This window comes from Roseateles subflavus (genome assembly GCF_030285365.1).
Taxonomy (GTDB): Bacteria; Pseudomonadota; Gammaproteobacteria; order Burkholderiales; family Burkholderiaceae_C; genus Roseateles_B; species Roseateles_B subflavus.
In genome coordinates, this window is record NZ_JASVDS010000001.1 from 488,197 (window position 1) to 507,835 (window position 19,639).

Consider the following 19,639-nt stretch of genomic DNA (forward strand, 5'->3'; position numbering starts at 1 on the left):
GCTGCCGGCCCGCGGCTCCCCACAATGCCTCGTCCGGCCTGGAGCACACGCCATGACCCCTGCCCTGCCCCCCGCCTACACCTTGCTGAAGCAGACGCCCACCGTCTCGACCTACCGCCATCTGCGCCAGCAGGCGGGCCTGAGCGACAAGAGCGACACGGCCGCCGCGCGCGGCCTGCGCCAGACGCTCTTCGGCGTCCAGCTGCTGCAGGGGGACGAGGTCGTCGGCATGGGACGCGTCATCGGCGACGACGGCTGCTTCTACCAGGTGGTGGATATCGCCGTGCTGCCGCAGCACCAGGGGCGCGGCCTGGGCAAGCGCATCATGGGCGCCCTGTGCGACTGGCTGCATGCCCACGCACCGCGCACGGCCTACGTCAGCCTGATCGCCGACGGCGAAGCCCACCAGCTCTATGCGCAGTTCGGCTTCCAGCCGACGGCGCCGCAATCCATCGGCATGTCCCTGAAGCTCTGATGCGCTGGCGGGCCGGCCTTATGCCCTTTGCGCAGATCGCCCGGACGAGCCCGCATAGTCAGCGCGGCGGGCTTGGGTTCACAATGCGCGCTTCTTCACCCGACACCGGTCGTCCACGAGACGGCCGCATGAACGCATGAAGCTTCCTGCCTCCCTGCGCCCCACAGCCCTGGCCTGCGCCGGCCTGCTGAGCCTGGCCGCCTTCAGCCCCTCCTGCATCCTGCCCGTGAGCGCCGCCGCGCCGACCGCCAGCAGCGTGTCCTGGCAGGAAGCCGCCGGTGATGCCGACATCGAGAAGGCCTTTGCCCAGGCCCGCAGCGAGAAGAAGCCCGTGCTGCTGTACTGGGGCGCCAAGTGGTGCCCGCCGTGCAACCAGCTCAAGGCCACGCTGTTCAACCGCCAGGACTTCATCGAGCAGACCCGCAGCATCGTCGCCGTGCACCTCGATGGCGACGTCCCCGGCGCCCAGAAGCTCGGCACGCGCTTCAAGGTGCGGGGCTATCCCACGCTCATCCTCTTCAGCAACGACGGCCAGGAGCTGACGCGCCTGCCGGGCGAGGCGGATGCCGCGCAGGTCATGAAGGTGCTGCAGCTCGGCCTGGCCGGCGGCCGGCCGATCAAGTCCGTGCTGGCCGACGCCCGCGCCGGCAAGAAGCTCAGCGCCAACGAGTGGAAGCTGCTGGGCTTCTATTCCTGGGAGACCGACGAGCAGCAGCTGGTGCCCGCCGCGCAGCGCCCGGCCCTGCTGGCCCAGCTGGCCGCCGGTGCCCAGGGCGCGGACGCCGAGACGGGCACGCGCCTGTGGCTCAAGGCCCTGGCGGCCAATGAGGACGGCAAGGGCCTGAAGGTCGACGCCGCCCTGGCCGAGCGCGTGAACAAGGTGCTGGCCAGCGCCGCCGAAGCCCGCGCCCAGACGGACGCCCTGAGCTACGGCGCGCCCGAGATCGTCCGCACCCTGGCCCCCAAGGCCGGCCCCGAGCGCCAGGCGCTCCTCGACAAGTACGAGGCGGCGCTGAAGCGCCTGGAAGCCGACGCCAGCCTGTCCCGCGCGGATCGCCTGGCCGCGCTGAGTGCCCGCGTGGAGCTGGCCCGCATCGACCTGCCCAAGGACGAGCGTCATCCCAAGCTGAACCCCGCCCTGCTCCAGGAAGTGCGCGACACCGCCGCCCGCCTGGACAAGGAGATCACCGACGGCTACGAGCGCCAGGCCGTGATCACCGAGGCCGCCGGCCTGCTGGGCCTCACCGGCCAGTGGGAGCAGAGCGATGCGCTGCTCAAGTCCAGCCTCACCAAGAGCCACTCGCCCTACTACCTGATGAGCATGCTGGGCGGCAACGCCAAGAAGCAGGGCCGCAAGGACGAGGCCCTGCGTTGGTACGAGGAGGCCTTCAACAAGAGCGAGGGCCCCGCCACGCGCCTGCAGTGGGGCGCGACCTACCTCGCCGCGCTCGTCGAACTGGCGCCGCAGGATGCCGCCCGCATCGAGAAGGTGGCCGGCCAGCTCTTCGCCGAGGCCGAGAAGGACAAGGGCGCGTTCTACGAGCGCAGCGCCCGCTCGCTGAAGAAGGTCGGCACGGACCTGCAGGCCTGGAACAAGGGCGGCCAGCACGAGGCCACCCTCGGCAAGCTGCGCGGCCAGCTCGATGGCGTCTGCGCCAAGGTGGACACTGCCGATCAGCAGCGCGCCACCTGCGAAGGCCTGCTCAAGCCGGCCCGCAAAGGCTGAGGCCCCGGCATCCCATGACAAAGGCGCCCCGCGGGGCGCCTTTTGCGTGGCAGCGCCAGCGCCCGACGGCGGGCCGGACGCCGAGAGGCTGGCTTACTTGATGAGGCCTTCGGCCTTCATCGCGGCCTGCACGGCCGGGCGGGCGGCCACACGGCCGCGGAAGGCGCCGAGGTGGGCGAAGCCGCTGACGTCCACGCCGACGTACTGGCCCCAGTTGCTCACCACGAAGAGGTAGGCATCGGCCACGCTGAACTGGCTGCCCAGCAGGTAGTCACGGCCTTCGAGCTGGCTGTCCACCCAGGCCATGCGCTTGAGCAGGGCCTCGCGCAGCATCGGCTTGGCGTCTTCCGGCGTGGCCGGGTTGAACAGGGGCGAGAAGCCCTTGTGCAGCTCGCTGGTGATGTAGTTCAGCCATTCCTGCAGGCGATAGCGCGGCCAGGTGCCGTTGGCGGGGGCCAGCTGCTTGTCCGGGGCCTGGTCGGCGATCCACTGGACGATGGCCGGGCCTTCGGTCAGCCGCTCGCCGTTGTCCAGCTCCAGCACGGGCACGGAGCCCTTGGGGTTGATGGTGAAGAAGTCCGTGCCGTCGGCCAGCTTCTTGGTCTTGGTGCTGGTCATCACGGCCTCGAAGGGCAGGCCGGCCTCGATGAGGGCAATGTGCGGGGACAGCGAGCAGGCGCCAGGGCTGTAGTAGAGCTTCATGCTGGTTTCCTTCCTGAGGGGGTGCCGGCCCTCTGGCCCGCACCGAAGTGGGCAAGGCGCCGACGATACGCCATTGCCCGCCGGCCGTCAGAAAGCCTGCGTCAGCAGGATGTGTGGAAACCTGCTACGGCGCGAGGGGCATGGCAGCCCCGGTTCCGGGCCCTGGCCGGACGCACGACCCGGCTCCGTAGGTCCAGCGCTTCAGCGCGGCCTGCAGGTCGGCGCTGGTGAACGCCTGGCGCGCCATCGGGCGGCCCGGGATGCCCAGTTCCGCCACGCCCCGCGCGCCGTCATACGAGATCACCGTGACCGAGGAGCCGTCCGGCGCCCGGAGCGTGGCGCCCGGCTTCTCGACGGTCCACTGCATCACCATGGAGAAGGGCAAGCGCGAGGTCTGCAGGCTCTTGTCCCCCCACCAGGTCCACCGGCACACGCAGCTCCTCCAACACCTTGAGGACGCCGATGTGCGCCAGGCCCCGCGCCCCGCCGCCGGACAGGACCAGCGCGCCCCGGGGCCGACGGACCTCGTCAAGGCCGGCGGGCTGCGCGTCCGGACTGCCAGCCGCACCGACGGGCAGGGCCACGGCCAGCAGGGCGAGGCGAACGAGCCAGGGGGCGGGCGGGCGGATCCGGCATCGAGGAGCGGACATGGCGGTTCGGCGACTCGCGCCGGGAGGAAACTGGTATTGTTGTGGACCACTTCTGGTACTTCAAAAGGACACCCGACCGTCCCAGGGCCTCCTGGGGTCACGGCACCGTGGTGTCATGGCCGCACCCCAGCCTTTCTCGACGACACCATGCCCTCTTCACTCCCTCGGCAGCAAAACCGACACACCCCCGCCACCCTGGCACGACTCCCCTGCCTCCTGCTGGGCCTGCTGACGGCCTCAGGCGCCAGCCTTGCGGAGCCCCCGCCTCCACCGGCGCCGCTGCGCCCCATCGTCCTGGACGCAGGCTGGGAAGCGCAGGCCGAGATGCTCCCCGCGGTCGATCGGAGTGGCTGGCGCCAGCACGGACTCGGCAGCAGCCCGGTCGAGGCCTTCCGGCTGGGACCCTATGCCGTCCACGACGTCCGCCGCAGCGCCGTAAGTACCGAGGGCTTCACGCTGGGGCCGTTCGGGCGGACCACCGAGCGCTGGGACCTGAGCTTCCGCTTCGAGGCAGCGACGGCATGGGATGGGAACTGCGACAGCCGCCGCCGGTCCTCTCTGACCAGCCGGCTCGGGCTTCTGCCGGACGCGGTCACCACCCTGCGCTGCCGCTGCACCGGGGGGTCCCAGGAGGCCGAGCTCAGCCTCAGCGACGAGTGGCGGCCGGCCCACGGCGAGCTGCGGATCGACGGGCAGGTGCTGCAGATGCAGATCCAGGACGTGCGAGGCCATGAGATTCATCTGGCCAGCCCGGCGCCCGCCTTCCTCGTCTCGGACGCGTCCGGCGCGCAGGTCGCCGCCCTGGAGACCCTGCACCCGGGCCGCGCGTGGCGGAGCCCCTCGCTGGAGCCCGGGGCGGGAGAGGCACTGGCGTGCCTCTTCGCAGGGGTGCTGCTGCGATATCCCGACTGAGACGGGCGAGCCGGCCTCCGTGCCGCCGGCCCCCCGATTCCCGCCAGTCGCCGCACCTCCCTGCCATTCACCGCAACATCCCGGCGGACACCCGCCAGTCTTCCCATAATCCGCCCCATGCCAACACACAGGGCCCGCGTGGCCCGGGGAAGGACGACGATGAAGATCTGCCGAACACGGCACGGGGGACGGCTCGCCATCCTGGCGGCCCTGCTGACGGCCCTGCTGGGTGCCCAGCACCGGGCGGAGGCCGCCACAAAGGCCTGCCGGATCGATGGCATTCCCAACGAGCTGCAGTGCGGCTCGGTCCAGCGGCCGCTGGATCCGGCCCGGGCTGACGGCCCGCAGGTCGAGATCCACTACCTCGTGGTGCCGGCCATGGCCCGCAACAAGCAGCCGGACCCGGTCGTGATGCTCGCGGGCGGCCCCGGGCAGAGCGCCATCGGCATCGCGCCGATGGTGATGGCCCGTCTGGCGCGGCTCAACAACCGCCGGGACCTGGTCTTCATCGACCAGCGAGGCACGGGCAAGTCCGCCCCGCTGGAATGCGCGGACGAATCCCGGCTGCCGCTGTCGCAGGTGGCCGACGAGGCGGCGAGCCTGCGTCGGGTGGACGCGTGTCGCGAGCAACTGAAGAAGCTGCCCTACGGTGACCTGCGCTTCTTCAGCACCACCATCGCCATGCAGGACTTCGACGCGGTGCGGGCCGCGCTGGGCGCCGAGCGCTGGAACCTGATCGGCGGCTCCTACGGCACGCGGGCGGCGCTGGAGTACCAGCGGCAGTTCCCCCAGCGCGTGCGCCGCACGGTGATCGACGGCGTCGCGCCGCCGGACCTGGTGCTGCCGGAAAGCCTCTCCACCGACGTGCAGGCGGCACTGGACGCCGAGTTCAAGGCCTGCGAGGGCGAGCCCGCCTGCGCCAAGCGCTACCCGCAGCTGCGCCAGCAGTGGGAGCAGGTGCTGGCCTCGCTGCCTCGCAGCGTCTCGGTGCGGCATCCAGTCACGAATGAGCCCGCCACGTTCACGCTGACGCGCACGACCCTGCTGCGCGCGATCCGCGGCCCGCTGTATGTGCCGGCGATGACCTCGATGCTGCCGGCGGCCATCCAGTCCGCAGCCCGGGGGAACTTCGACTTCCTGGGCGGCCTGGGCGGCTCGATGGCCAGCAACAAGGCCACGCGCCTGGCCATGGGCATGCACTTCTCGGTGATCTGCGCCGAGGACGCTCCGCGCCTGGGCAAGGGCGGCGAGGCGCCGGCTCGCGACATGGGTCGCATCGACGCCGAGCTGTACGAGCGCGTCTGCCGCGACTGGCCGCGCGCCGACGTGCCGGCGGCCTTCTACCAGGTGCCGCCCGCGCAGAGCCCGGTGCTGCTGCTGTCCGGCGGCGCCGACCCGGTGACGCCGCCGCGCCACGCCGAGCGCATCGCCAAGGCCCTGGGTGCCAAGACCCAGCACATCGTCGTGCCGCAGGCCGGCCACGGCGTGATGGGCCTGGGCTGCATGAACGAGGTGCTGTACCGCTTCATCGACGCCAGGACCGACGACACCGCCCTGCCCCAGGAGGCCGGCTGCGCCGCGCGCATCCCGCGTCCGCCCGCCTTCCAGCCCATCGTCCGCACGGAGGTGCAGCCGTGATCCGCATTGAACAACTCTCCAAGCAGTTCACCACCCAGGCCGGCGGCAAGTCGCTGTTCAAGCGTCCGCCCCGGCGCGTGGTGCAGGCCGTGCAATCCCTGAGCTTCCATGCGCCCGACGGCCGCATCACGGGCCTGCTCGGCCCCAATGGCGCCGGCAAGACGACCACGCTGCGCATGCTGGCCGGGCTGTTCCCGCCCGACCAGGGGCGGCTGGAGGTCGATGGCATCGACGTGCTGAAGCAGCCCCGCAGCGCCCTGGCCCGCATGGGCATCCTGGGCGATGCGCACGGGCTCTACCCGCGACTGACGGCCCGCGAGAACATCGTCTACTTCGGCCGCCTGCAGGGCATGGACAGCGACGCCGCCCACGACCGCGCCGACGTCCTGGCCGAGCTGCTGGACATGCGCCGCATCCTGGACCGCCGCACCGAGGGCTTCAGCCAGGGCGAGCGCATGAAGACGGCCCTGGCCCGCGCCCTCGTGCACGACCCGGCCAACATCGTGCTCGACGAACCCACCAACGGCCTGGACGTGCTGGCCACGCGCGGCCTGCGCGACGCCCTGCGTCATCTGCGATCGCCCGAGGGCGGCCGCAAGTGCATCGTCTTCTCGAGCCACATCATGCAGGAGGTCGAGCAGCTGTGCGACCACGTGGTCGTGATGGCCCGTGGACGCGCCGTGGCCCAGGGCAGCGTCCCCGAGCTGCTGGCCCAGACGGGCGAGACCCGCTTCGAGGAGGCCTTCGTGAAGCTGGCCTTTGCTGACGAATCCACCGAGGAGGCGCTGGCATGAGCCTGTCCGCAAGCCCCTCCGCCCCCGCGCCCAAGGACCCGTCGATGACGTCTGACCGCTTGCCCCTTTCCTTCCTCGCCCATGTGCGCATCGTGTTGTTCAAGGAGCTCGTGGACGCCGTTCGCGACCGCCGCACGCTGCTGCGCATGCTGGTGCCCGCGGTCATGATGGGCCCGCTGATGCTGGCGGCGCTCTCGGGACTGATCGCCTCGCTGGAGGAGCGGGCCGAGAAGCGCGAACTGACGGTGGCCGGCCTGGAGCACGCCCCCACCCTCGAGAACTACCTGCTGCGCCAGACCTACACCCTCAAGACGGCCCCGGCGGACTATGAACAGAAGCTGCGGGCGACCCAGCTCCTCGAGCCCGTGCTGGTCATCGGCAAGGACTTCGAGCAGCAGCTGCTGGAGGGCGAGCGCCCCACCGTCGAGGTGGTCAGCGACAGCGCCAACCAGCGCGCCCAGGTGGCGGTCAACAGCGTCCAGCGTCTGCTGCGAGGCTTCAACCAGGAGCGCGCCGGCCTGCACCTCGCGCTGCGCGGCGTCTCGCCGGAGCTGCTGCAGTCGGTGGACATCGAGGAGCGGGACCTGGCCAGCGCGCAGGCCCGGGCGACGCGCATCACCAGCATCGTGCCGATGTTCATCATCATGGCGGTGCTCTACGGCGCCCTCACCGCGGCGCTGGACAGCACGGCCGGCGAGCGCGAGCGCGGGTCGCTGGAGCCTCTGCTGATGAACCCGGCCTCTCCGATGGCGCTGGTCATGGGCAAGTGGGGCGCGGTGGCGCTGTCGGGCATTGCCGTGGCGGCGCTGGCCAACCTCAGCTTCCTCCCGGCGCAGTACCTGATCCAGAGCGACAGCCTGCAGGCCATGTTCCAGTTCGGCTGGGGCGAGGCCCTGCGCTGCCTGGCGGTGCAACTGCCCCTCGCAGCCGGCGTGGGTGCGCTCCTGATGGCGATGGCCGTGCGCACCAAGACCTTCAAGGAGGCTCAGGCCAGCGCCACCCTCGCCATGACGCTGATCAGCCTGGCGCCGATGGTGGGTCTGATGAACCCCGGCGGCGAGGCCGACTGGTACTACTGGGTGCCAGGTCTTGCCCAGAACACGCTGATGCTGCAGGTGCTCAAGGGCGAGGCGCTGACCCTTGCCAAGTGGATGCCTTCGGTGCTGGTCTGCGGTGCCATGACGCTCGCGGGTCTGCTCTTCATCGCACGCTCGATGCGCCTGGCCGTGGCACGCTGAGCGCCGGCCGCCCCAAGACAAAGGCGCCTCCTCGGAGGCGCCTTTTCTTTGCCAGCCGCTGGCCGGTCAGGGCCGGGGCTAGTGCATCAGACCGAGTGCCCGGTGCACCTCCTGCTGCCAGGGCAGGGCATGGACGATCTCGTTGAGCTGACGCGCGGAATCCGCGGGTGCGAGCACCTCCCCGCGCGGGTTGAGGAACTGCAGATTGGTCACGAGGGACATCGGATCCACCATCGCCACGACCCCCACCGGCAGACGGACCCAGTCCCACGCAACGCCCGCGGTGCCATGCTGCCATTCGCCCTTCCAGAGCGTCTGGCCCATGGCGGGATGATCGGCATCGCCGGGCACCAGGACGCGGGTGCTCAGGTGGGCGAGTTGCAGCTGCGGTGTCGCGTCAGTTGCGCACAGCAGGCGGGGCCACGCGTAGACAATCCAGGCAGGTGTCATCGACAGGTCTTGCTTGTTGTGGAGGATGACGAGTGGGGAGCATCATCCTGTAAGCCCAGTGTGCTGAGACCTGCAAGTTGTTGCTAGCTGTAAACCCTAGCAGAATGGGTCCTCTGAGCGCTGACAATTCCCGCACAACTCCAATCTTCCCGAGGGATCCCCGGCCTCATGCTGCAAGGCAGTTTTCAATCGGTGCTTGAAGCCAAGAATCGCGACGAGTTCCGCGAGGAGATCGTGCGGTTTGCGCAGGATCTGGGATTCGAGACCGTCACGGCGACCGTGGTGCTGGACCGCGGGCCCGGCAATGCCGAGTTCCTGTCCGTGGACAATGCGCCGGTCGGGTTCAACGAAATCGCCTACGACCCGTCCCTGGGCAAGCTGGATCCCGTGATGCAGCACGTGAAGCGGCACAGCGTACCGATCATCTGGAGCCAGTTCACCTACGTTCAGAACGGCCGTGCCGATCTCTGGGAAGAGCAGGCACGGTTCGGATACTGCAGTGGCATCTGCCTGGCGCTGCATCTGCCGGAAGGCCGCCACTTCATCATGGGTGTGGACCGGCGCGAGGCCCTGCCCTCGGATCACCAGCAGCTGACGCGGGTCGTGGCCGACCTCCAGCTCTTCGCGGTCCACGCGCAAGAGGCCGCCTGGAATGTGTTTCTCCCCGAAGGGGCGTCCCTGGAGCAGCCCCTGCCGAGCCTGACCCCGCGTGAGCTCGAATGCCTGCGTTGGACCATGGAAGGCAAGACGGCATGGGAAGTCGGCGGCATCCTGGGCATCAGCGAGCGCACGGCCGTGCTGCATCTGAACAACGCCATGCACAAGATGGACTGCAACAACAAGCACCAGGCGGTACTGAAGGCGCTGCGACTCGGGTTGATCCGGTAAGGATGATCCCTAGGGTGTAATGTGTGACAGTGGCCGCTGCGGGCGTCCGGTGATCCAATCGCCAGAGCTAGCTTCGCTTTGAAGCAAACTGGAGATCACTTATGAACACTTTCGAGCAACTCAGCGCAAGCGATCTTGAATGGATCGTCGGTGGCGACGGTAGCGAAAGCCCCAAGGGCACCTGGAGCCCCGGGCAGGATCCCTCTCCCAAGGGTACCTGGCTCGTGGCTGAGAACGACCCGTCCCCCAAGGGCACCTGGCAAACGACCGGTGAAGAGCCGTCGCCCAAGGGCACCTGGTAATTCGCGCTCATGAAGTACCGTCCGAGGCTGGCATCCGCCAGCCTCTTGTCTTTGTGCCCGCCCCCTGACGCATGCCCGGTGCCAATGGCCGCTTGAGGGGGCTCGTGCACAGGATGGCGGTGCGGTGGACTCCCCGGGCCCCGCATGACAGCGTGCATGGCGCGGCCCCGGGCGCGACCGGTGACGCCGACGCGCTGGCCTACATCGCGCGGCACCATGGTCTGCCTGCGCCGGCCCTCACGCCCCGCACCGATCGCCAGGACCCCGCCGGGCTGGAGCAACTCGGCTTCCGCGCGCTGAGTGCCGGCCTTCGCAGCCGCGCGGTGCGGCTGGAAGCGGCGTCCCTCGATCACCTGCAATTGCCCTGCCTGCTGCTGCACCGCCAGCTGGGCTGGACGCCGCTGGTCGCCGTCCACGACGGCCACGTGACGCTTCATCATCCGGCGCAGGGGCGCCTGCGCCTGGCGGTGGATGCCCTGGCCATGGAGTTCAGCGGCCTGGCCCTCGAGTTTCGGCCCGCACGCTGACTTGAGCCGTCAGCCGGTGTCAGCCCGGCAGATCCGGTGCGGTCTGCTCCTCCATCCAGCCCAGCCAGCGCATGGCCTGCTCCCGGCTCTCGCCGCACATGAGCTCGGACGGCTGCAAGGACCCGCAGACCGCCGGTCGATCGGGGTGCCCGAAGATCCGGCAGCGATCCTCGTCGTCCAGCTGGATGCAGCGCACGCCAGCCGGCTTGCTGATGCCGTTGATCAGCGGCATGCCGGGAATGGGTGAGCTGATCGAGGGCGCGATGCAGCAGGCGGCGCAGCGTGGGCGGCATTCCATCAGGGCTGCTCCGCCTGCAGCCGCAAGGGGCACGCCCGCATGAGCTGCTCCGACAGGCTGGTCCGCAGGGTCTGCAGCTCCGCCAACCGATGATCGATCTGGGCCAGCTTGCCCTGCAACAGGGCCTGCACCTGCCCTGCCTCCAGGGACCCGGACTGCAGGGCGTCCATCTGCTGCAGCACCTCACGAATCTCCGCGAGGCTGAAACCGAGACCCTGTGCCAGCCGGATGAGCGTCAGGCGCGCAGCCGCCTCGGGGCCGTACCGGCGGTAGCCCTTGTCCGTGCGCAGGGCCGACAGCAGGCCCTGGCGCTCATAGAAGCGAAGGGTGTCGTGACTGAGGCCGCTGACGGCGACCAGCTCACCAATGAGCATGCGTGACTCCTGACGTCCTGGCCCATCGCATGGGGCGCGAACGGTGGACGGGTGACACCCCTGCCGTTCCTTGCGCCGCACCACGCGTGGCGGCAGCCAGGAAAAGAAGCGCAGGGGCTTGACCCTGGAGTGTAGTCAAGGCCCGAGCATTCCGATCGTCCCCGCTCTTTCAGGAAGGCCTCCCATGACCCTCGAACACCCCCTCGCACCCGCGGCCTCCCCTGGCGCGGCCACGATCCTGATCACCGGTGCGACCGGCCAGATCGGGCGTTGGCTGCTGCATCGCCTGCTGTGCCTGGCGCCCGAGACGCCCCTTGTGCTCGCCCTGCGCGACCCCCAAGCCCAGCAGGCCGCCCTGCGGAGCTGGCTGGCGGCACGTGGCATCCCGGGCCTCGTGCTGGCGCAGCTGCAGGCCGTCCCCTATCGGCTGGAGGACACGGTGGCGGCGCAGGCCCTCGTCGGCCGGCTGCGCCCCGGGGTCGTTCTCCATCTGGCCGCACGCTTCGAGTGGGGGCTGCGTCGCGCCGACGCCCGCCGTGCCCAGGTGCAAGCCACGGAGGCCCTGTGGGACGCCCAGACCGATCCCTGCGGCCACGCCGGGCGATTCATTGCCCTGGGGGGCTACATGACGCAGCACCGCCCGCACCTCGAGCGCCTGGGCATTTCCGACGCAGGCAACACCGACTGGGCCCGCCTCTACCGACGGATCGGCGGCTACGAAGCCAGCAAGCTGGAGACCCAGGCCCACATGAGCGCACGGGCCACGCGGCTGGGCCGGCCTTGGCTGTGCGTCCATCCGGCCACCGTCTGCGGGCATTCCCGCGAAGGGGAGCTGCCCCGCCATGCGGCGCTGCATGCCCTGTGCCGTCAGCTGCTGCGGGGCCGTCTCAGCGCCCTGCCCGGCTCTCACCGCCATCAGCTGCCCCTCGTCAGCGCGGATCACCTGGCGGACTTCCTCGCCCATCTGGCGCTGGACGGCGACATCGTCACGGGCGACTACCTCCTGCTGGACCACGGCAGCCCCAGCTTCCATGACCTGGTGCATCAGCTGGCAAACGCCCTGGGCGTGCGGGCGCCGCGTCTCGCGCTGCCCCTGCCGCTGATGCGCGCCGTCCTGCGTCTGCCGGGGATGGCGGCCTGGAGCGGTGCCTCCGCGGAAGGCCTGGACTTTCTCCTCGAGGCCCCCCGATTCGACACTGCCGCCGCCGAGGCCCTGGCCCGGCGCTGGCAGCTGCAAGCCGCCCCCCTGGATGCGGCCCTGACCGCCACCGCCCGCTTTGTCCGGCAGGAGGCGTTGGCCTGATCAACAGCCCGCTGGCGGCAAGGTGTTGGGCTCGCACTTATCCACAGGCCCCGGTAAAATCGCCCCCCTTCCCCGCTGCTGATCTCGGGCTCAAGGCTGCTGCCGCGGCTGGGGGCCCGTGCCTTTGCCATGCTGTATCCCCAAGAGTTCGACGTCATCGTGGTTGGTGGCGGTCATGCCGGTACCGAGGCCGCCCTGGCCGCGGCGCGCATGGGTGTGCGCACCCTGCTGCTGACCCACAACATCGAGACGCTCGGCCAGATGAGCTGCAATCCGTCGATTGGCGGCATCGGCAAGGGCCACCTCGTCAAGGAGGTCGATGCCCTCGGCGGCGCCATGGCCGCCGCGACGGACGAATCCGGCATTCAGTTCCGCATCCTCAACGGCTCGAAGGGACCGGCCGTGCGCGCCACCCGTGCCCAGGCCGACCGCGTGCTGTACAAGGCCGCCATCCGCCACCGCCTGGAGAACCAGCCGAATCTATGGCTGTTCCAGCAGGCCGTGGATGACCTGATGGTCGAGGGCGATCGCGTGGTGGGTGCCGTCACGCAATCCGGTCTGCAGTTCCGCGGGCGGGCCGTGGTCCTGACGGCGGGCACCTTCCTGGATGGCCGCATCCACATCGGCCTGGAGAATTTCAGCGCCGGACGCGCCGGTGACCCGCCCGCCGTGAGCCTGTCGGGCCGCCTGAAGGAACTGAAGCTGCCCCAGGGCCGTCTGAAGACCGGCACGCCGCCCCGCATCGACGGCCGCAGCATCGACTTCGCGAAGTGCACCGAGCAGCCGGGTGACCTCGACCCGGTGCCGGTCTTCAGCTTCATGGGCTCGGCGGACCAGCACCCGCGTCAGCTGCCTTGCTGGATCACGCACACCAATGAACGCACACACGCCATCATCCGCTCCGGCTTTGACCGCAGTCCGATGTTCACGGGCGTGATCGAAGGCGTGGGGCCGCGTTACTGCCCCTCCATCGAGGACAAGATCAACCGCTTCGCCGACAAGGACTCGCACCAGATCTTCCTCGAGCCCGAGGGGCTCACCACGCACGAGTTCTACCCGAACGGCATCTCGACTTCCCTGCCCTTCGACATCCAGCTCGCCGCCGTGCGCTCGATCCCGGGGCTGGAGGCTGCGCACATCCTGCGCCCGGGCTATGCCATCGAGTACGACTACTTCGATCCGCGCGAGCTGAAGTCCAGCTTCGAGACCCGCTCCATCCAGGGTCTCTTCTTCGCCGGCCAGATCAATGGCACGACGGGCTATGAAGAGGCCGCCGCCCAAGGCCTGTTCGCCGGCATGAACGCCGCGCTGCAGACGCAGGGGCGCGACCCCTGGTTGCCGGGTCGCGAGCAGGCTTACCTGGGGGTGCTGGTCGACGACCTCATCACCAAGGGCGTCACCGAGCCCTATCGCATGTTCACCAGTCGCGCCGAGTTCCGGCTGCAGCTGCGCGAGGACAACGCCGACATGCGCCTGACCGAGAAGGGCCGCGAGCTGGGGCTGGTCGACGATGCCCGTTGGACGGCCTTCAATCGCAAGCGCGACGCTGTTTCACGTGAAACAGAGAAGCTGAAGAGCACCTGGGTGCACCCCGGCATCCTGCAGGCGGCGGACGCCGAGCGGTTGGTCGGGAAAGCGCTCGAACGCGAATACAACCTCGTTGACCTGCTCCGTCGCCCCGGCGTGGCCTATGACACCGTGGCCGAGGTTGCCGCCATTGCAAGGCCCGAAGCCGGTGTTTCACGTGAAACACTGACGGCCGATCTGGGCAGCGCCCTGGCCGATGCCGTCATCGAGCAGGTGGAGACCAGCGTCAAGTACGCCGGCTACATCAGCAAGCAGACGGAGGACGTTGCCCGCGCCGCGCATTTCGAGCATCTCAAGCTGCCCGAGGAGCTCGACTACGCCCAGGTGACCGCCCTCTCCTTCGAAGTACGGCAGAAGCTCAACAAGCACCGCCCGGAAACGCTGGGGCAGGCGTCGCGCATCTCCGGGGTGACCCCGGCGGCGATCTCCTTGCTCCTGGTGCACCTGAAGAAGGGGCGCTTCAAGGGGTTCACGGACGACGCCAAGGCCTGTGCATGACAGCAGCCCACCCGCCCCTCGGTGCTCCGGACCTCCGGCAGGCGGCGCTGCTGGTCATTGACGTTCAATGCGGCGCCTTCGACGGGCGCCTGTGCCCACCGATGCCGGACGGCGATGCTCTGGTGCAAGCCTGCCGGGACGCGGTGGACTGGGCACGGCAGCGGGGCATGCCCGTGCTGTGGATCCAGCACAGCGAGCCGGGCGGCCCGATGGATGGGCCCGGATTCGACATCGACCCTCGCCTGGCACCAAGAGCCGACGAAGCCCGTTTCACGAAGACGGTGCCCAATGCGCTGGAAGTGGCGGCGCTGGTCCAGGCGCTGAGCCAAGGCGGTGTCAGCCAACCCATTCTGATCGGCCTGCAATCGGACTGCTGTATCGAAGGCACCGCTCAAGGCGCCTTGGCGCTGGGCCTGCAGCCCTGGGTCGTGCGCGACGCTCACCACACGTGGCCGGATCGTGGCCTGAGTGCCGAAGCCCTTCGGGACCAGATCTCCGCAGAACTGGCCCAGGCCGGTGCCACCCTCATTTCCCTCCACACCCTCGTCAGCATCTGAGAGATGACCCTCGCATGAGCTCTTCCGACCTTTTCGCCCCCTTGCGCGATGCCGCCCAGACCCTGGGGCTGGATCTCAGCGATGTTCAACTCCAGCAGCTCCTGGACTACCTGGGCCTGATTCAGAAGTGGAACAAGGTCTACAACCTGACGGCTGTGCGCGACCCGCAGGCCATGCTGGTGCAGCACCTGGTGGACAGCCTCAGCCTGATCCCTGCCCTGCGCCGCCACCTGGCCGCGACGCCGGGGCAACGGCTGATGGACGTCGGCAGCGGGGGCGGTCTGCCGGGCGTGGTCGTGGCCATTTGCGAGCCCACACTGGATGTGAGCTGCGTGGACGCGGTCGCCAAGAAGGCCAGCTTCATCCAGCAGGTCGCGGCGGAACTGCGCCTGGGCAACCTCCACGGCGTCCACTCGCGTGTGGAGGAGCTTCAGGTGGCGCCCTTCGACGTCATCACCTCACGCGCCTTTGCCTCGCTGCTGGACTTCACCACCCTCACGCGCCAGCACCTCAAGCCGGGCGCCATCTGGATGGCCATGAAGGGTCAGCACCCGCAGGACGAGCTGGCCGCCCTGCCGGCGGACCTGGATGTGTTTCACGTGGAACAGCTCCAGGTGCCCGGTCTGGACGCCCAACGCTGTCTCATCTGGATCAAAACCCGCGCTTGAGTCCGAGGCGACCCGGCCTTCCCAAGTACGATAGCCCACCAAGCACACAAGCCCTGCATTGCGCACCGCCATCCCAGCGGACGGGCCGATCCGGCCCCGCCGATCGGCCGGGAAGAGCCCCTTGTCAGGGCCGGCGCACAGGGGGGAGCCCTCATGAAGATTTTCTGCGTTGCCAATCAAAAGGGTGGGGTCGGCAAGACCACCACGACCGTCAACCTCGCCGCAGGCCTGGCCAAGGTCGGCCAGCGCGTGCTGGTGGTGGACCTGGATCCCCAGGGCAATGCGACCATGGGATCGGGCGTGGACAAGCGCGCGCTGGAGCTGAGCGTCTATGACGTGCTGCTGGAGTCCTCCACCATCGCGGAAGCCCGCCAGCGCAACGAGCAGGTCGGCTACGACGTGCTGGGTGCCAACCGCGAGCTGGCGGGTGCCGAGGTGGAGCTGGTGGAGCTGGAGCGCCGGGAGCGTCGCCTCAAGGCCGCGCTCAAGGCTGCCGAAGCCGAGTACGACTTCGTGCTGATCGACTGCCCGCCCTCGCTGTCCATGCTCACGCTGAACGGCCTGTGCTCGGCCCATGGCGTCATCGTCCCCATGCAGTGCGAGTACTTTGCACTGGAAGGCCTCTCGGACCTGGTCAACACCATCAAGCAGGTGCACGCCAACCTCAACCCGGACCTCCAGATCATCGGCCTGCTGCGTGTCATGTTCGACCCCCGCATCACGCTCCAGAACCAGGTCAGCGAGCAGCTCAAGGCTCACTTCGGCGAGAAGGTCTTCGACACCGTGATTCCCCGCAACGTCCGCCTGGCCGAGGCCCCCAGCTACGGCTTGCCAGGCGTGGTGTTCGACCCCTCCTCCAAGGGCGCGCAGTCCTTCGTGGAGTTCGCCAAAGAAATGGTGCGCCGCATCGCGGCGATGTGACATGACGGCAGAGGAGCTGGCTGAACTCGGGCGACAGGCCGAAGCGGCCGGCCTGAACGCCACCTCGCCGCCTCAGGAATCGCGCATCGAGGGCTGGCTGATCCGCCTCTCCCCCGGCCAGGCCAAGCGGGCCCGCTGCATCAATGCCCTCGAGGCCGGCACCCTGCCCGTGGAGGAGCTGCTCGCCCGCAGCGCCCGGAGCTTCCATGCCGCCGGCCTGCCGCTGGTGGTCCGCATCACCCCCTTCACCCAGCCGCCCGACCTGGATGCCCGGCTCGCCGCCAAGGGCTGGCCCCGCTACGACGCCGCCGAAGTCCTGGTGCGTCCCCAGCTGGACGACGTGATGGGGTGGCCCCTGCCCGGGGGTCAGGTCTTGCACGCCGTCGACGCCCTCGAATTTGCCCGCCAGATGGGCGCGCTCAAGGGCAGCAGCGACCTGGAGATCCAGGCTCAGGCGGAGCGGCAGTCGCAGTCCCGCGTGCCCTACCAGGGCTTCTGGCTGCGCCGCAACACCATCCGCGGCTGGGAGCTGCTGGCCTGCGGGCAGCTGGCCCAGGAAGGCGAGTGGGTGGGCCTGTACGACATCTACACCCCGGAAGCCTTCCGCGGCCAGGGCCATGCCCGCAACCTCTGCCTGGCACTGCTCCAGCAGGCCTGCACGCAAGGAGCCCGCCGGGCCTATCTGCAGGTGGGGGAGCACAACGCCGCAGCGCTCGCCCTGTACCGCGGTCTCGGCTTCCTCAGCGCCTACCGCTACCACTTCCGCAGCCCGGCGGACGACCTGCGCTGAGGCGCCCAGGACCGGTGGCAGCCCGGGCGGGATCCCCGGCTTGAGGGGGGGCGCGCACTCACATGGTTACATCATGTCGAAGTGTGCTCGCTAGGATCGCCCAGCATCCCCACTGCCACGGAACCCAACGGCCATGTTCTACCCCCTCCTCTCCCGCAGCGCCTGCATCGTGGGCCTGGCCCTTGGCACCCTGGCCGCGCATGCCGCTGTGCCCAAGGCTGACGTCCCCGGCAGCCGGGACCATCCGGTGCTCCAGCGCTTTGCCGGCAGCGTGCTGGTGGGCTATGCCCAGCAGGATTGGGACCAGCGCCAGTTCCCCGACGCACGGGGCGCCGCCAAGGACGACAACCGCTTCGTGAACCCGGTGAACATCGAGGGCAAGGTCACGCGCCTGTTCTACCTGGCCCCCCAGGGCAAGAGCCCGCTGGAGGTGTTCCGCAACCATCAGCAGGCCCTGATGGCCGCCGGCTTCAAGACGACCTGGACCTGCGAGACGGAAGCCCAGGGCTGCGCGCGTGCCTACTTCGCCCTGGACGGCTACGAGCGCGCCAAGGGCATGCGCTGGGCCGAAGGCGATCTGCCCGGCGTGGACGCGGCGTACCGGGACAGCAGCTGGAACCTCGAGATGGCCCTGAGCTACGAGCAGGGTCGCATGCTGGTGGGCTCGCTGTCGCAAGGTGGCCGCACCTTGCAGATGCTGCTCTACACCTCGGCGGCCGAGAACGCCCACACCGGCCGCGCGGCCACCTACATCGAAATCGTCGAACCCAAGGCCATGCCCACGGGCCAGGTCACGGTCGACGCCAAGGCGCTGGGCCAGGGCCTGGCGACCGAGGGCCGGATCGCGCTGTACGGTCTGCAGTTCGACACCGGCAAGACGGAGATCAAGTCCGAGAGCGGCGCCCAGCTGGACCAGATGGTCAGCGCCCTGAAGGCGCAGCCGGCGCTCAAGGTGCTGATCGTCGGCCATACGGACAACGTCGGCAGCGTCGAGGCCAACCTGGCCCTGAGCCAGGGCCGGGCACAGGCCGTGGTGGCGGCGCTGGTGCAGCGCGGCATCGCCGCCGGCCGGCTGCAGGCGCGGGGCGTGGCCAACTTCTCGCCGCTGGCCAGCAACGCCGGCGAGGACGGGCGCGCCCGCAACCGCCGCGTGGAGCTGGTGCTGCAATAGCCGCCGCCCCCAGCGCCGCCATTCCCCTGAGCGGCCCTGGCCGTTCGAGGGGCCGCTCGTCCAACCGTCCCAACGGCCCCGCCCTTGCGGCGCCCTTCCCCAGTCTTGCGGAGGATCCCCCATGACCCCCTTGCGTGCCACCCGACTCGGCGCCCTGCTGCTGCTCGGCAGCGCCCTCACCGCTCTGCCCTGCCGGGCGGACGTCCCCACGGCGGACGTGCCGGGCGGCAGTGACCATCCGGTGCTTCAGCGTTTCAGCGGCAGCGTGCTGGCGGGATACGCCCACCAGGACTGGGAGCAGCGCACCTTCCCGGATGCCGGCGGCGTCGGCAAGGGCAGCGAAGGCTTCATCAAGCCGCTGACCCTCGAAGGCAAGGTGACGCGCCTGTTCTACGTGGCCCCCCTCGACAAGGGCCCGCTGGAGGTCTTCCGCAATCACCAGCAGGCGCTCCAGGCCGCGGGCTTCAAGACGGTCTGGACCTGCGAGACCGAGGCCCAGGGCTGCGTGAAGGCCTACTTCGCGCTGGACAAGAACGAGCGGCTGCGCGGCATGGGCTGGGCCAAGGGCGATCTGCCCAGCATGGACCCATCCTCCAGCGGCCGCTGGTCCCTGGCGTCGAGCATCAGCCACGAGCAGGGCCGGCTGCTCGTCGGGCAGCTCTCGAAAGGGGGTCGCCAGCTGCACCTGCTGCTCTACACCTCCGTCGCCCAGACCGCCCACACGCACCGCGCCGCCACCTACATCGAGATCGTCGAGCCCCGCGCCATGCCCACCGGCCAGGTCACGGTCGATGCACAGGGCATCAGCCAGGGCCTGAAGGCGGAGGGCAAGTTCGCGTTCTATGGGCTCTTCTTCGACACCGGCAAGAGCGAGGTCAAGCCGGAGTCCCAGCCGCAGCTCGCGGAAATGGCCCAGGTGCTCAAGGCCGATCCGAAGCTGCGCGTCTACATCGTCGGGCACACCGACAACGTGGGCAGCTTCGACGCCAACCAGGCGCTGTCGCAGGCGCGCGCGCAGGCCGTCGTGGCGGCGCTCACGAAGTCGCCCTACGGCGTCGAGGCCGGCCGCCTGAACGCCAAGGGCGCGGCCAGCATCGCCCCCGTGGCGTCGAATGCCGACGAGGACGGCCGGGCCCGCAACCGCCGCGTGGAGATGGTGCTGCAGTAAGC

Annotated in this window: 22 protein-coding genes and 1 pseudogene; 17 read left to right on the forward strand and 6 right to left on the reverse strand. The window is 69.5% G+C overall.

Annotated features, from left to right (window positions below; genetic code table 11):
- Positions 1–52: 52 nt before the first annotated feature.
- Together QRD43_RS02230 and QRD43_RS02235 are read left to right on the forward strand one after the other, a co-directional pair.
- Positions 53–475 (forward strand): GNAT family N-acetyltransferase, encoded by a 423-nt coding sequence (locus QRD43_RS02230; protein WP_285980841.1) that lies wholly within the window; start codon positions 53–55, stop codon positions 473–475.
- Between the two features lie 136 nt (positions 476–611).
- Complete coding sequence (locus tag QRD43_RS02235; RefSeq protein ID WP_285980842.1) at positions 612–2,201, forward strand: thioredoxin family protein; 1,590 nt, start codon at positions 612–614, stop codon at positions 2,199–2,201.
- Positions 2,202–2,294: 93 nt separating this feature from the next.
- Here the strand turns inward: QRD43_RS02235 and gstA are convergent, their stop codons facing one another.
- The 3 genes and pseudogenes from gstA to QRD43_RS02250 all read right to left on the reverse strand — a co-directional run.
- Positions 2,295–2,903 carry a glutathione transferase GstA gene (gene gstA / locus QRD43_RS02240; RefSeq protein ID WP_285980843.1) on the reverse strand — a complete coding sequence of 203 codons (609 nt, stop codon included), beginning with the start codon at positions 2,901–2,903 and terminating at the stop codon, positions 2,295–2,297.
- Positions 2,904–3,027: 124 nt separating this feature from the next.
- Positions 3,028–3,336, reverse strand: a complete 309-nt coding sequence (locus QRD43_RS02245; protein WP_285981548.1) for a hypothetical protein — start codon at positions 3,334–3,336, stop codon at positions 3,028–3,030.
- Positions 3,337–3,355: 19 nt separating this feature from the next.
- A pseudogene (locus QRD43_RS02250) lies at positions 3,356–3,553 on the reverse strand (hypothetical protein); the annotation flags it as partial.
- Between the two features lie 147 nt (positions 3,554–3,700).
- Here QRD43_RS02250 and QRD43_RS02255 point away from each other — a divergent pair.
- From QRD43_RS02255 to QRD43_RS02270, 4 genes are all read left to right on the forward strand, one after another.
- A complete protein-coding gene (locus tag QRD43_RS02255; RefSeq protein ID WP_285980844.1) occupies positions 3,701–4,465 on the forward strand; it encodes a hypothetical protein in 765 nt (254 codons plus the stop codon).
- A gap of 159 nt (positions 4,466–4,624) precedes the next feature.
- Positions 4,625–6,103: an alpha/beta hydrolase gene (locus tag QRD43_RS02260; protein ID WP_285980845.1), complete on the forward strand. Its 1,479-nt coding sequence runs from the start codon at positions 4,625–4,627 to the stop codon at positions 6,101–6,103.
- The gene (locus tag QRD43_RS02265) at positions 6,100–6,897 is read left to right on the forward strand and encodes an ABC transporter ATP-binding protein (protein WP_285980846.1); all 798 of its coding nucleotides are present in this window, start codon (positions 6,100–6,102) and stop codon (positions 6,895–6,897) included. The genes QRD43_RS02260 and QRD43_RS02265 overlap by 4 nt, the downstream gene beginning before the upstream one ends.
- The gene (locus QRD43_RS02270; RefSeq protein ID WP_285980847.1) at positions 6,894–8,135 is read left to right on the forward strand and encodes an ABC transporter permease; all 1,242 of its coding nucleotides are present in this window, start codon (positions 6,894–6,896) and stop codon (positions 8,133–8,135) included. The genes QRD43_RS02265 and QRD43_RS02270 overlap by 4 nt, the downstream gene beginning before the upstream one ends.
- A 78-nt stretch (positions 8,136–8,213) precedes the next feature.
- On the opposite strand, the gene QRD43_RS02275 is transcribed toward QRD43_RS02270, so the two are convergent.
- The gene (locus QRD43_RS02275) at positions 8,214–8,585 is read right to left on the reverse strand and encodes a DUF4902 domain-containing protein (RefSeq protein WP_285980848.1); all 372 of its coding nucleotides are present in this window, start codon (positions 8,583–8,585) and stop codon (positions 8,214–8,216) included.
- A gap of 168 nt (positions 8,586–8,753) precedes the next feature.
- Between QRD43_RS02275 and QRD43_RS02280 the strand changes: the two genes are divergently transcribed.
- From QRD43_RS02280 to QRD43_RS02290, 3 genes are all read left to right on the forward strand, one after another.
- Positions 8,754–9,473, forward strand: coding sequence for a helix-turn-helix transcriptional regulator (locus tag QRD43_RS02280; RefSeq protein WP_285980849.1), 720 nt, complete (start codon positions 8,754–8,756; stop codon positions 9,471–9,473).
- 101 nt (positions 9,474–9,574) lie between these two features.
- The gene (locus tag QRD43_RS02285; RefSeq protein WP_285980850.1) at positions 9,575–9,775 is read left to right on the forward strand and encodes a hypothetical protein; all 201 of its coding nucleotides are present in this window, start codon (positions 9,575–9,577) and stop codon (positions 9,773–9,775) included.
- A gap of 119 nt (positions 9,776–9,894) precedes the next feature.
- Entirely contained in the window at positions 9,895–10,302 is a 408-nt protein-coding gene (locus tag QRD43_RS02290; protein WP_285980851.1) for a cysteine peptidase family C39 domain-containing protein, read from the forward strand.
- A gap of 19 nt (positions 10,303–10,321) precedes the next feature.
- On the opposite strand, the gene QRD43_RS02295 is transcribed toward QRD43_RS02290, so the two are convergent.
- Positions 10,322–10,600 carry a YkgJ family cysteine cluster protein gene (locus QRD43_RS02295; RefSeq protein ID WP_285980852.1) on the reverse strand — a complete coding sequence of 93 codons (279 nt, stop codon included), beginning with the start codon at positions 10,598–10,600 and terminating at the stop codon, positions 10,322–10,324.
- On the reverse strand, positions 10,600–10,974 hold the full coding sequence (locus QRD43_RS02300) for a MerR family transcriptional regulator (protein WP_285980853.1): 375 nt from the start codon (positions 10,972–10,974) through the stop codon (positions 10,600–10,602). The genes QRD43_RS02295 and QRD43_RS02300 overlap by 1 nt, the downstream gene beginning before the upstream one ends.
- A 184-nt stretch (positions 10,975–11,158) precedes the next feature.
- Here QRD43_RS02300 and QRD43_RS02305 point away from each other — a divergent pair, with 184 nt between their 5' ends.
- From QRD43_RS02305 to QRD43_RS02340, 8 genes are all read left to right on the forward strand, one after another.
- The gene (locus QRD43_RS02305; protein ID WP_285980854.1) at positions 11,159–12,277 is read left to right on the forward strand and encodes an NAD-dependent epimerase/dehydratase family protein; all 1,119 of its coding nucleotides are present in this window, start codon (positions 11,159–11,161) and stop codon (positions 12,275–12,277) included.
- Between the two features lie 129 nt (positions 12,278–12,406).
- Positions 12,407–14,362 carry a tRNA uridine-5-carboxymethylaminomethyl(34) synthesis enzyme MnmG gene (gene mnmG / locus QRD43_RS02310; protein WP_285980855.1) on the forward strand — a complete coding sequence of 652 codons (1,956 nt, stop codon included), beginning with the start codon at positions 12,407–12,409 and terminating at the stop codon, positions 14,360–14,362.
- Positions 14,359–14,919: a cysteine hydrolase family protein gene (locus QRD43_RS02315; RefSeq protein ID WP_285980856.1), complete on the forward strand. Its 561-nt coding sequence runs from the start codon at positions 14,359–14,361 to the stop codon at positions 14,917–14,919. Before mnmG ends, QRD43_RS02315 begins: the two co-directional genes overlap by 4 nt.
- Before the next feature lie 14 nt (positions 14,920–14,933).
- Positions 14,934–15,587 carry a 16S rRNA (guanine(527)-N(7))-methyltransferase RsmG gene (gene rsmG, locus QRD43_RS02320; protein WP_285980857.1) on the forward strand — a complete coding sequence of 218 codons (654 nt, stop codon included), beginning with the start codon at positions 14,934–14,936 and terminating at the stop codon, positions 15,585–15,587.
- A gap of 153 nt (positions 15,588–15,740) precedes the next feature.
- Entirely contained in the window at positions 15,741–16,508 is a 768-nt protein-coding gene (locus tag QRD43_RS02325) for a ParA family protein (RefSeq protein ID WP_285980858.1), read from the forward strand.
- 1 nt (position 16,509) lies between these two features.
- Complete coding sequence (locus tag QRD43_RS02330; RefSeq protein ID WP_285980859.1) at positions 16,510–17,298, forward strand: GNAT family N-acetyltransferase; 789 nt, start codon at positions 16,510–16,512, stop codon at positions 17,296–17,298.
- A 133-nt stretch (positions 17,299–17,431) separates the two neighbouring features.
- Positions 17,432–18,469 (forward strand): OmpA family protein, encoded by a 1,038-nt coding sequence (locus tag QRD43_RS02335; protein WP_285980860.1) that lies wholly within the window; start codon positions 17,432–17,434, stop codon positions 18,467–18,469.
- Positions 18,470–18,590: 121 nt separating this feature from the next.
- Complete coding sequence (locus tag QRD43_RS02340) at positions 18,591–19,637, forward strand: OmpA family protein (RefSeq protein WP_285980861.1); 1,047 nt, start codon at positions 18,591–18,593, stop codon at positions 19,635–19,637.
- Positions 19,638–19,639: the final 2 nt, after the last annotated feature.

Coding starts and splice junctions, on each gene's coding strand:
- QRD43_RS02230 (WP_285980841.1), top strand. CDS start 53: ATGACCCCTGCCCTGCCCCCCGCCTACACCTTGCTGAAGCAGACGCCC.
- QRD43_RS02235 (WP_285980842.1), top strand. CDS start 612: ATGAAGCTTCCTGCCTCCCTGCGCCCCACAGCCCTGGCCTGCGCCGGC.
- gstA (WP_285980843.1), bottom strand. CDS start 2,903: ATGAAGCTCTACTACAGCCCTGGCGCCTGCTCGCTGTCCCCGCACATT.
- QRD43_RS02255 (WP_285980844.1), top strand. CDS start 3,701: ATGCCCTCTTCACTCCCTCGGCAGCAAAACCGACACACCCCCGCCACC.
- QRD43_RS02260 (WP_285980845.1), top strand. CDS start 4,625: ATGAAGATCTGCCGAACACGGCACGGGGGACGGCTCGCCATCCTGGCG.
- QRD43_RS02270 (WP_285980847.1), top strand. CDS start 6,894: ATGAGCCTGTCCGCAAGCCCCTCCGCCCCCGCGCCCAAGGACCCGTCG.
- QRD43_RS02275 (WP_285980848.1), bottom strand. CDS start 8,585: ATGACACCTGCCTGGATTGTCTACGCGTGGCCCCGCCTGCTGTGCGCA.
- QRD43_RS02280 (WP_285980849.1), top strand. CDS start 8,754: ATGCTGCAAGGCAGTTTTCAATCGGTGCTTGAAGCCAAGAATCGCGAC.
- QRD43_RS02285 (WP_285980850.1), top strand. CDS start 9,575: ATGAACACTTTCGAGCAACTCAGCGCAAGCGATCTTGAATGGATCGTC.
- QRD43_RS02295 (WP_285980852.1), bottom strand. CDS start 10,600: ATGGAATGCCGCCCACGCTGCGCCGCCTGCTGCATCGCGCCCTCGATC.
- QRD43_RS02300 (WP_285980853.1), bottom strand. CDS start 10,974: ATGCTCATTGGTGAGCTGGTCGCCGTCAGCGGCCTCAGTCACGACACC.
- QRD43_RS02305 (WP_285980854.1), top strand. CDS start 11,159: ATGACCCTCGAACACCCCCTCGCACCCGCGGCCTCCCCTGGCGCGGCC.
- mnmG (WP_285980855.1), top strand. CDS start 12,407: ATGCTGTATCCCCAAGAGTTCGACGTCATCGTGGTTGGTGGCGGTCAT.
- QRD43_RS02315 (WP_285980856.1), top strand. CDS start 14,359: ATGACAGCAGCCCACCCGCCCCTCGGTGCTCCGGACCTCCGGCAGGCG.
- rsmG (WP_285980857.1), top strand. CDS start 14,934: ATGAGCTCTTCCGACCTTTTCGCCCCCTTGCGCGATGCCGCCCAGACC.
- QRD43_RS02325 (WP_285980858.1), top strand. CDS start 15,741: ATGAAGATTTTCTGCGTTGCCAATCAAAAGGGTGGGGTCGGCAAGACC.
- QRD43_RS02330 (WP_285980859.1), top strand. CDS start 16,510: ATGACGGCAGAGGAGCTGGCTGAACTCGGGCGACAGGCCGAAGCGGCC.
- QRD43_RS02335 (WP_285980860.1), top strand. CDS start 17,432: ATGTTCTACCCCCTCCTCTCCCGCAGCGCCTGCATCGTGGGCCTGGCC.
- QRD43_RS02340 (WP_285980861.1), top strand. CDS start 18,591: ATGACCCCCTTGCGTGCCACCCGACTCGGCGCCCTGCTGCTGCTCGGC.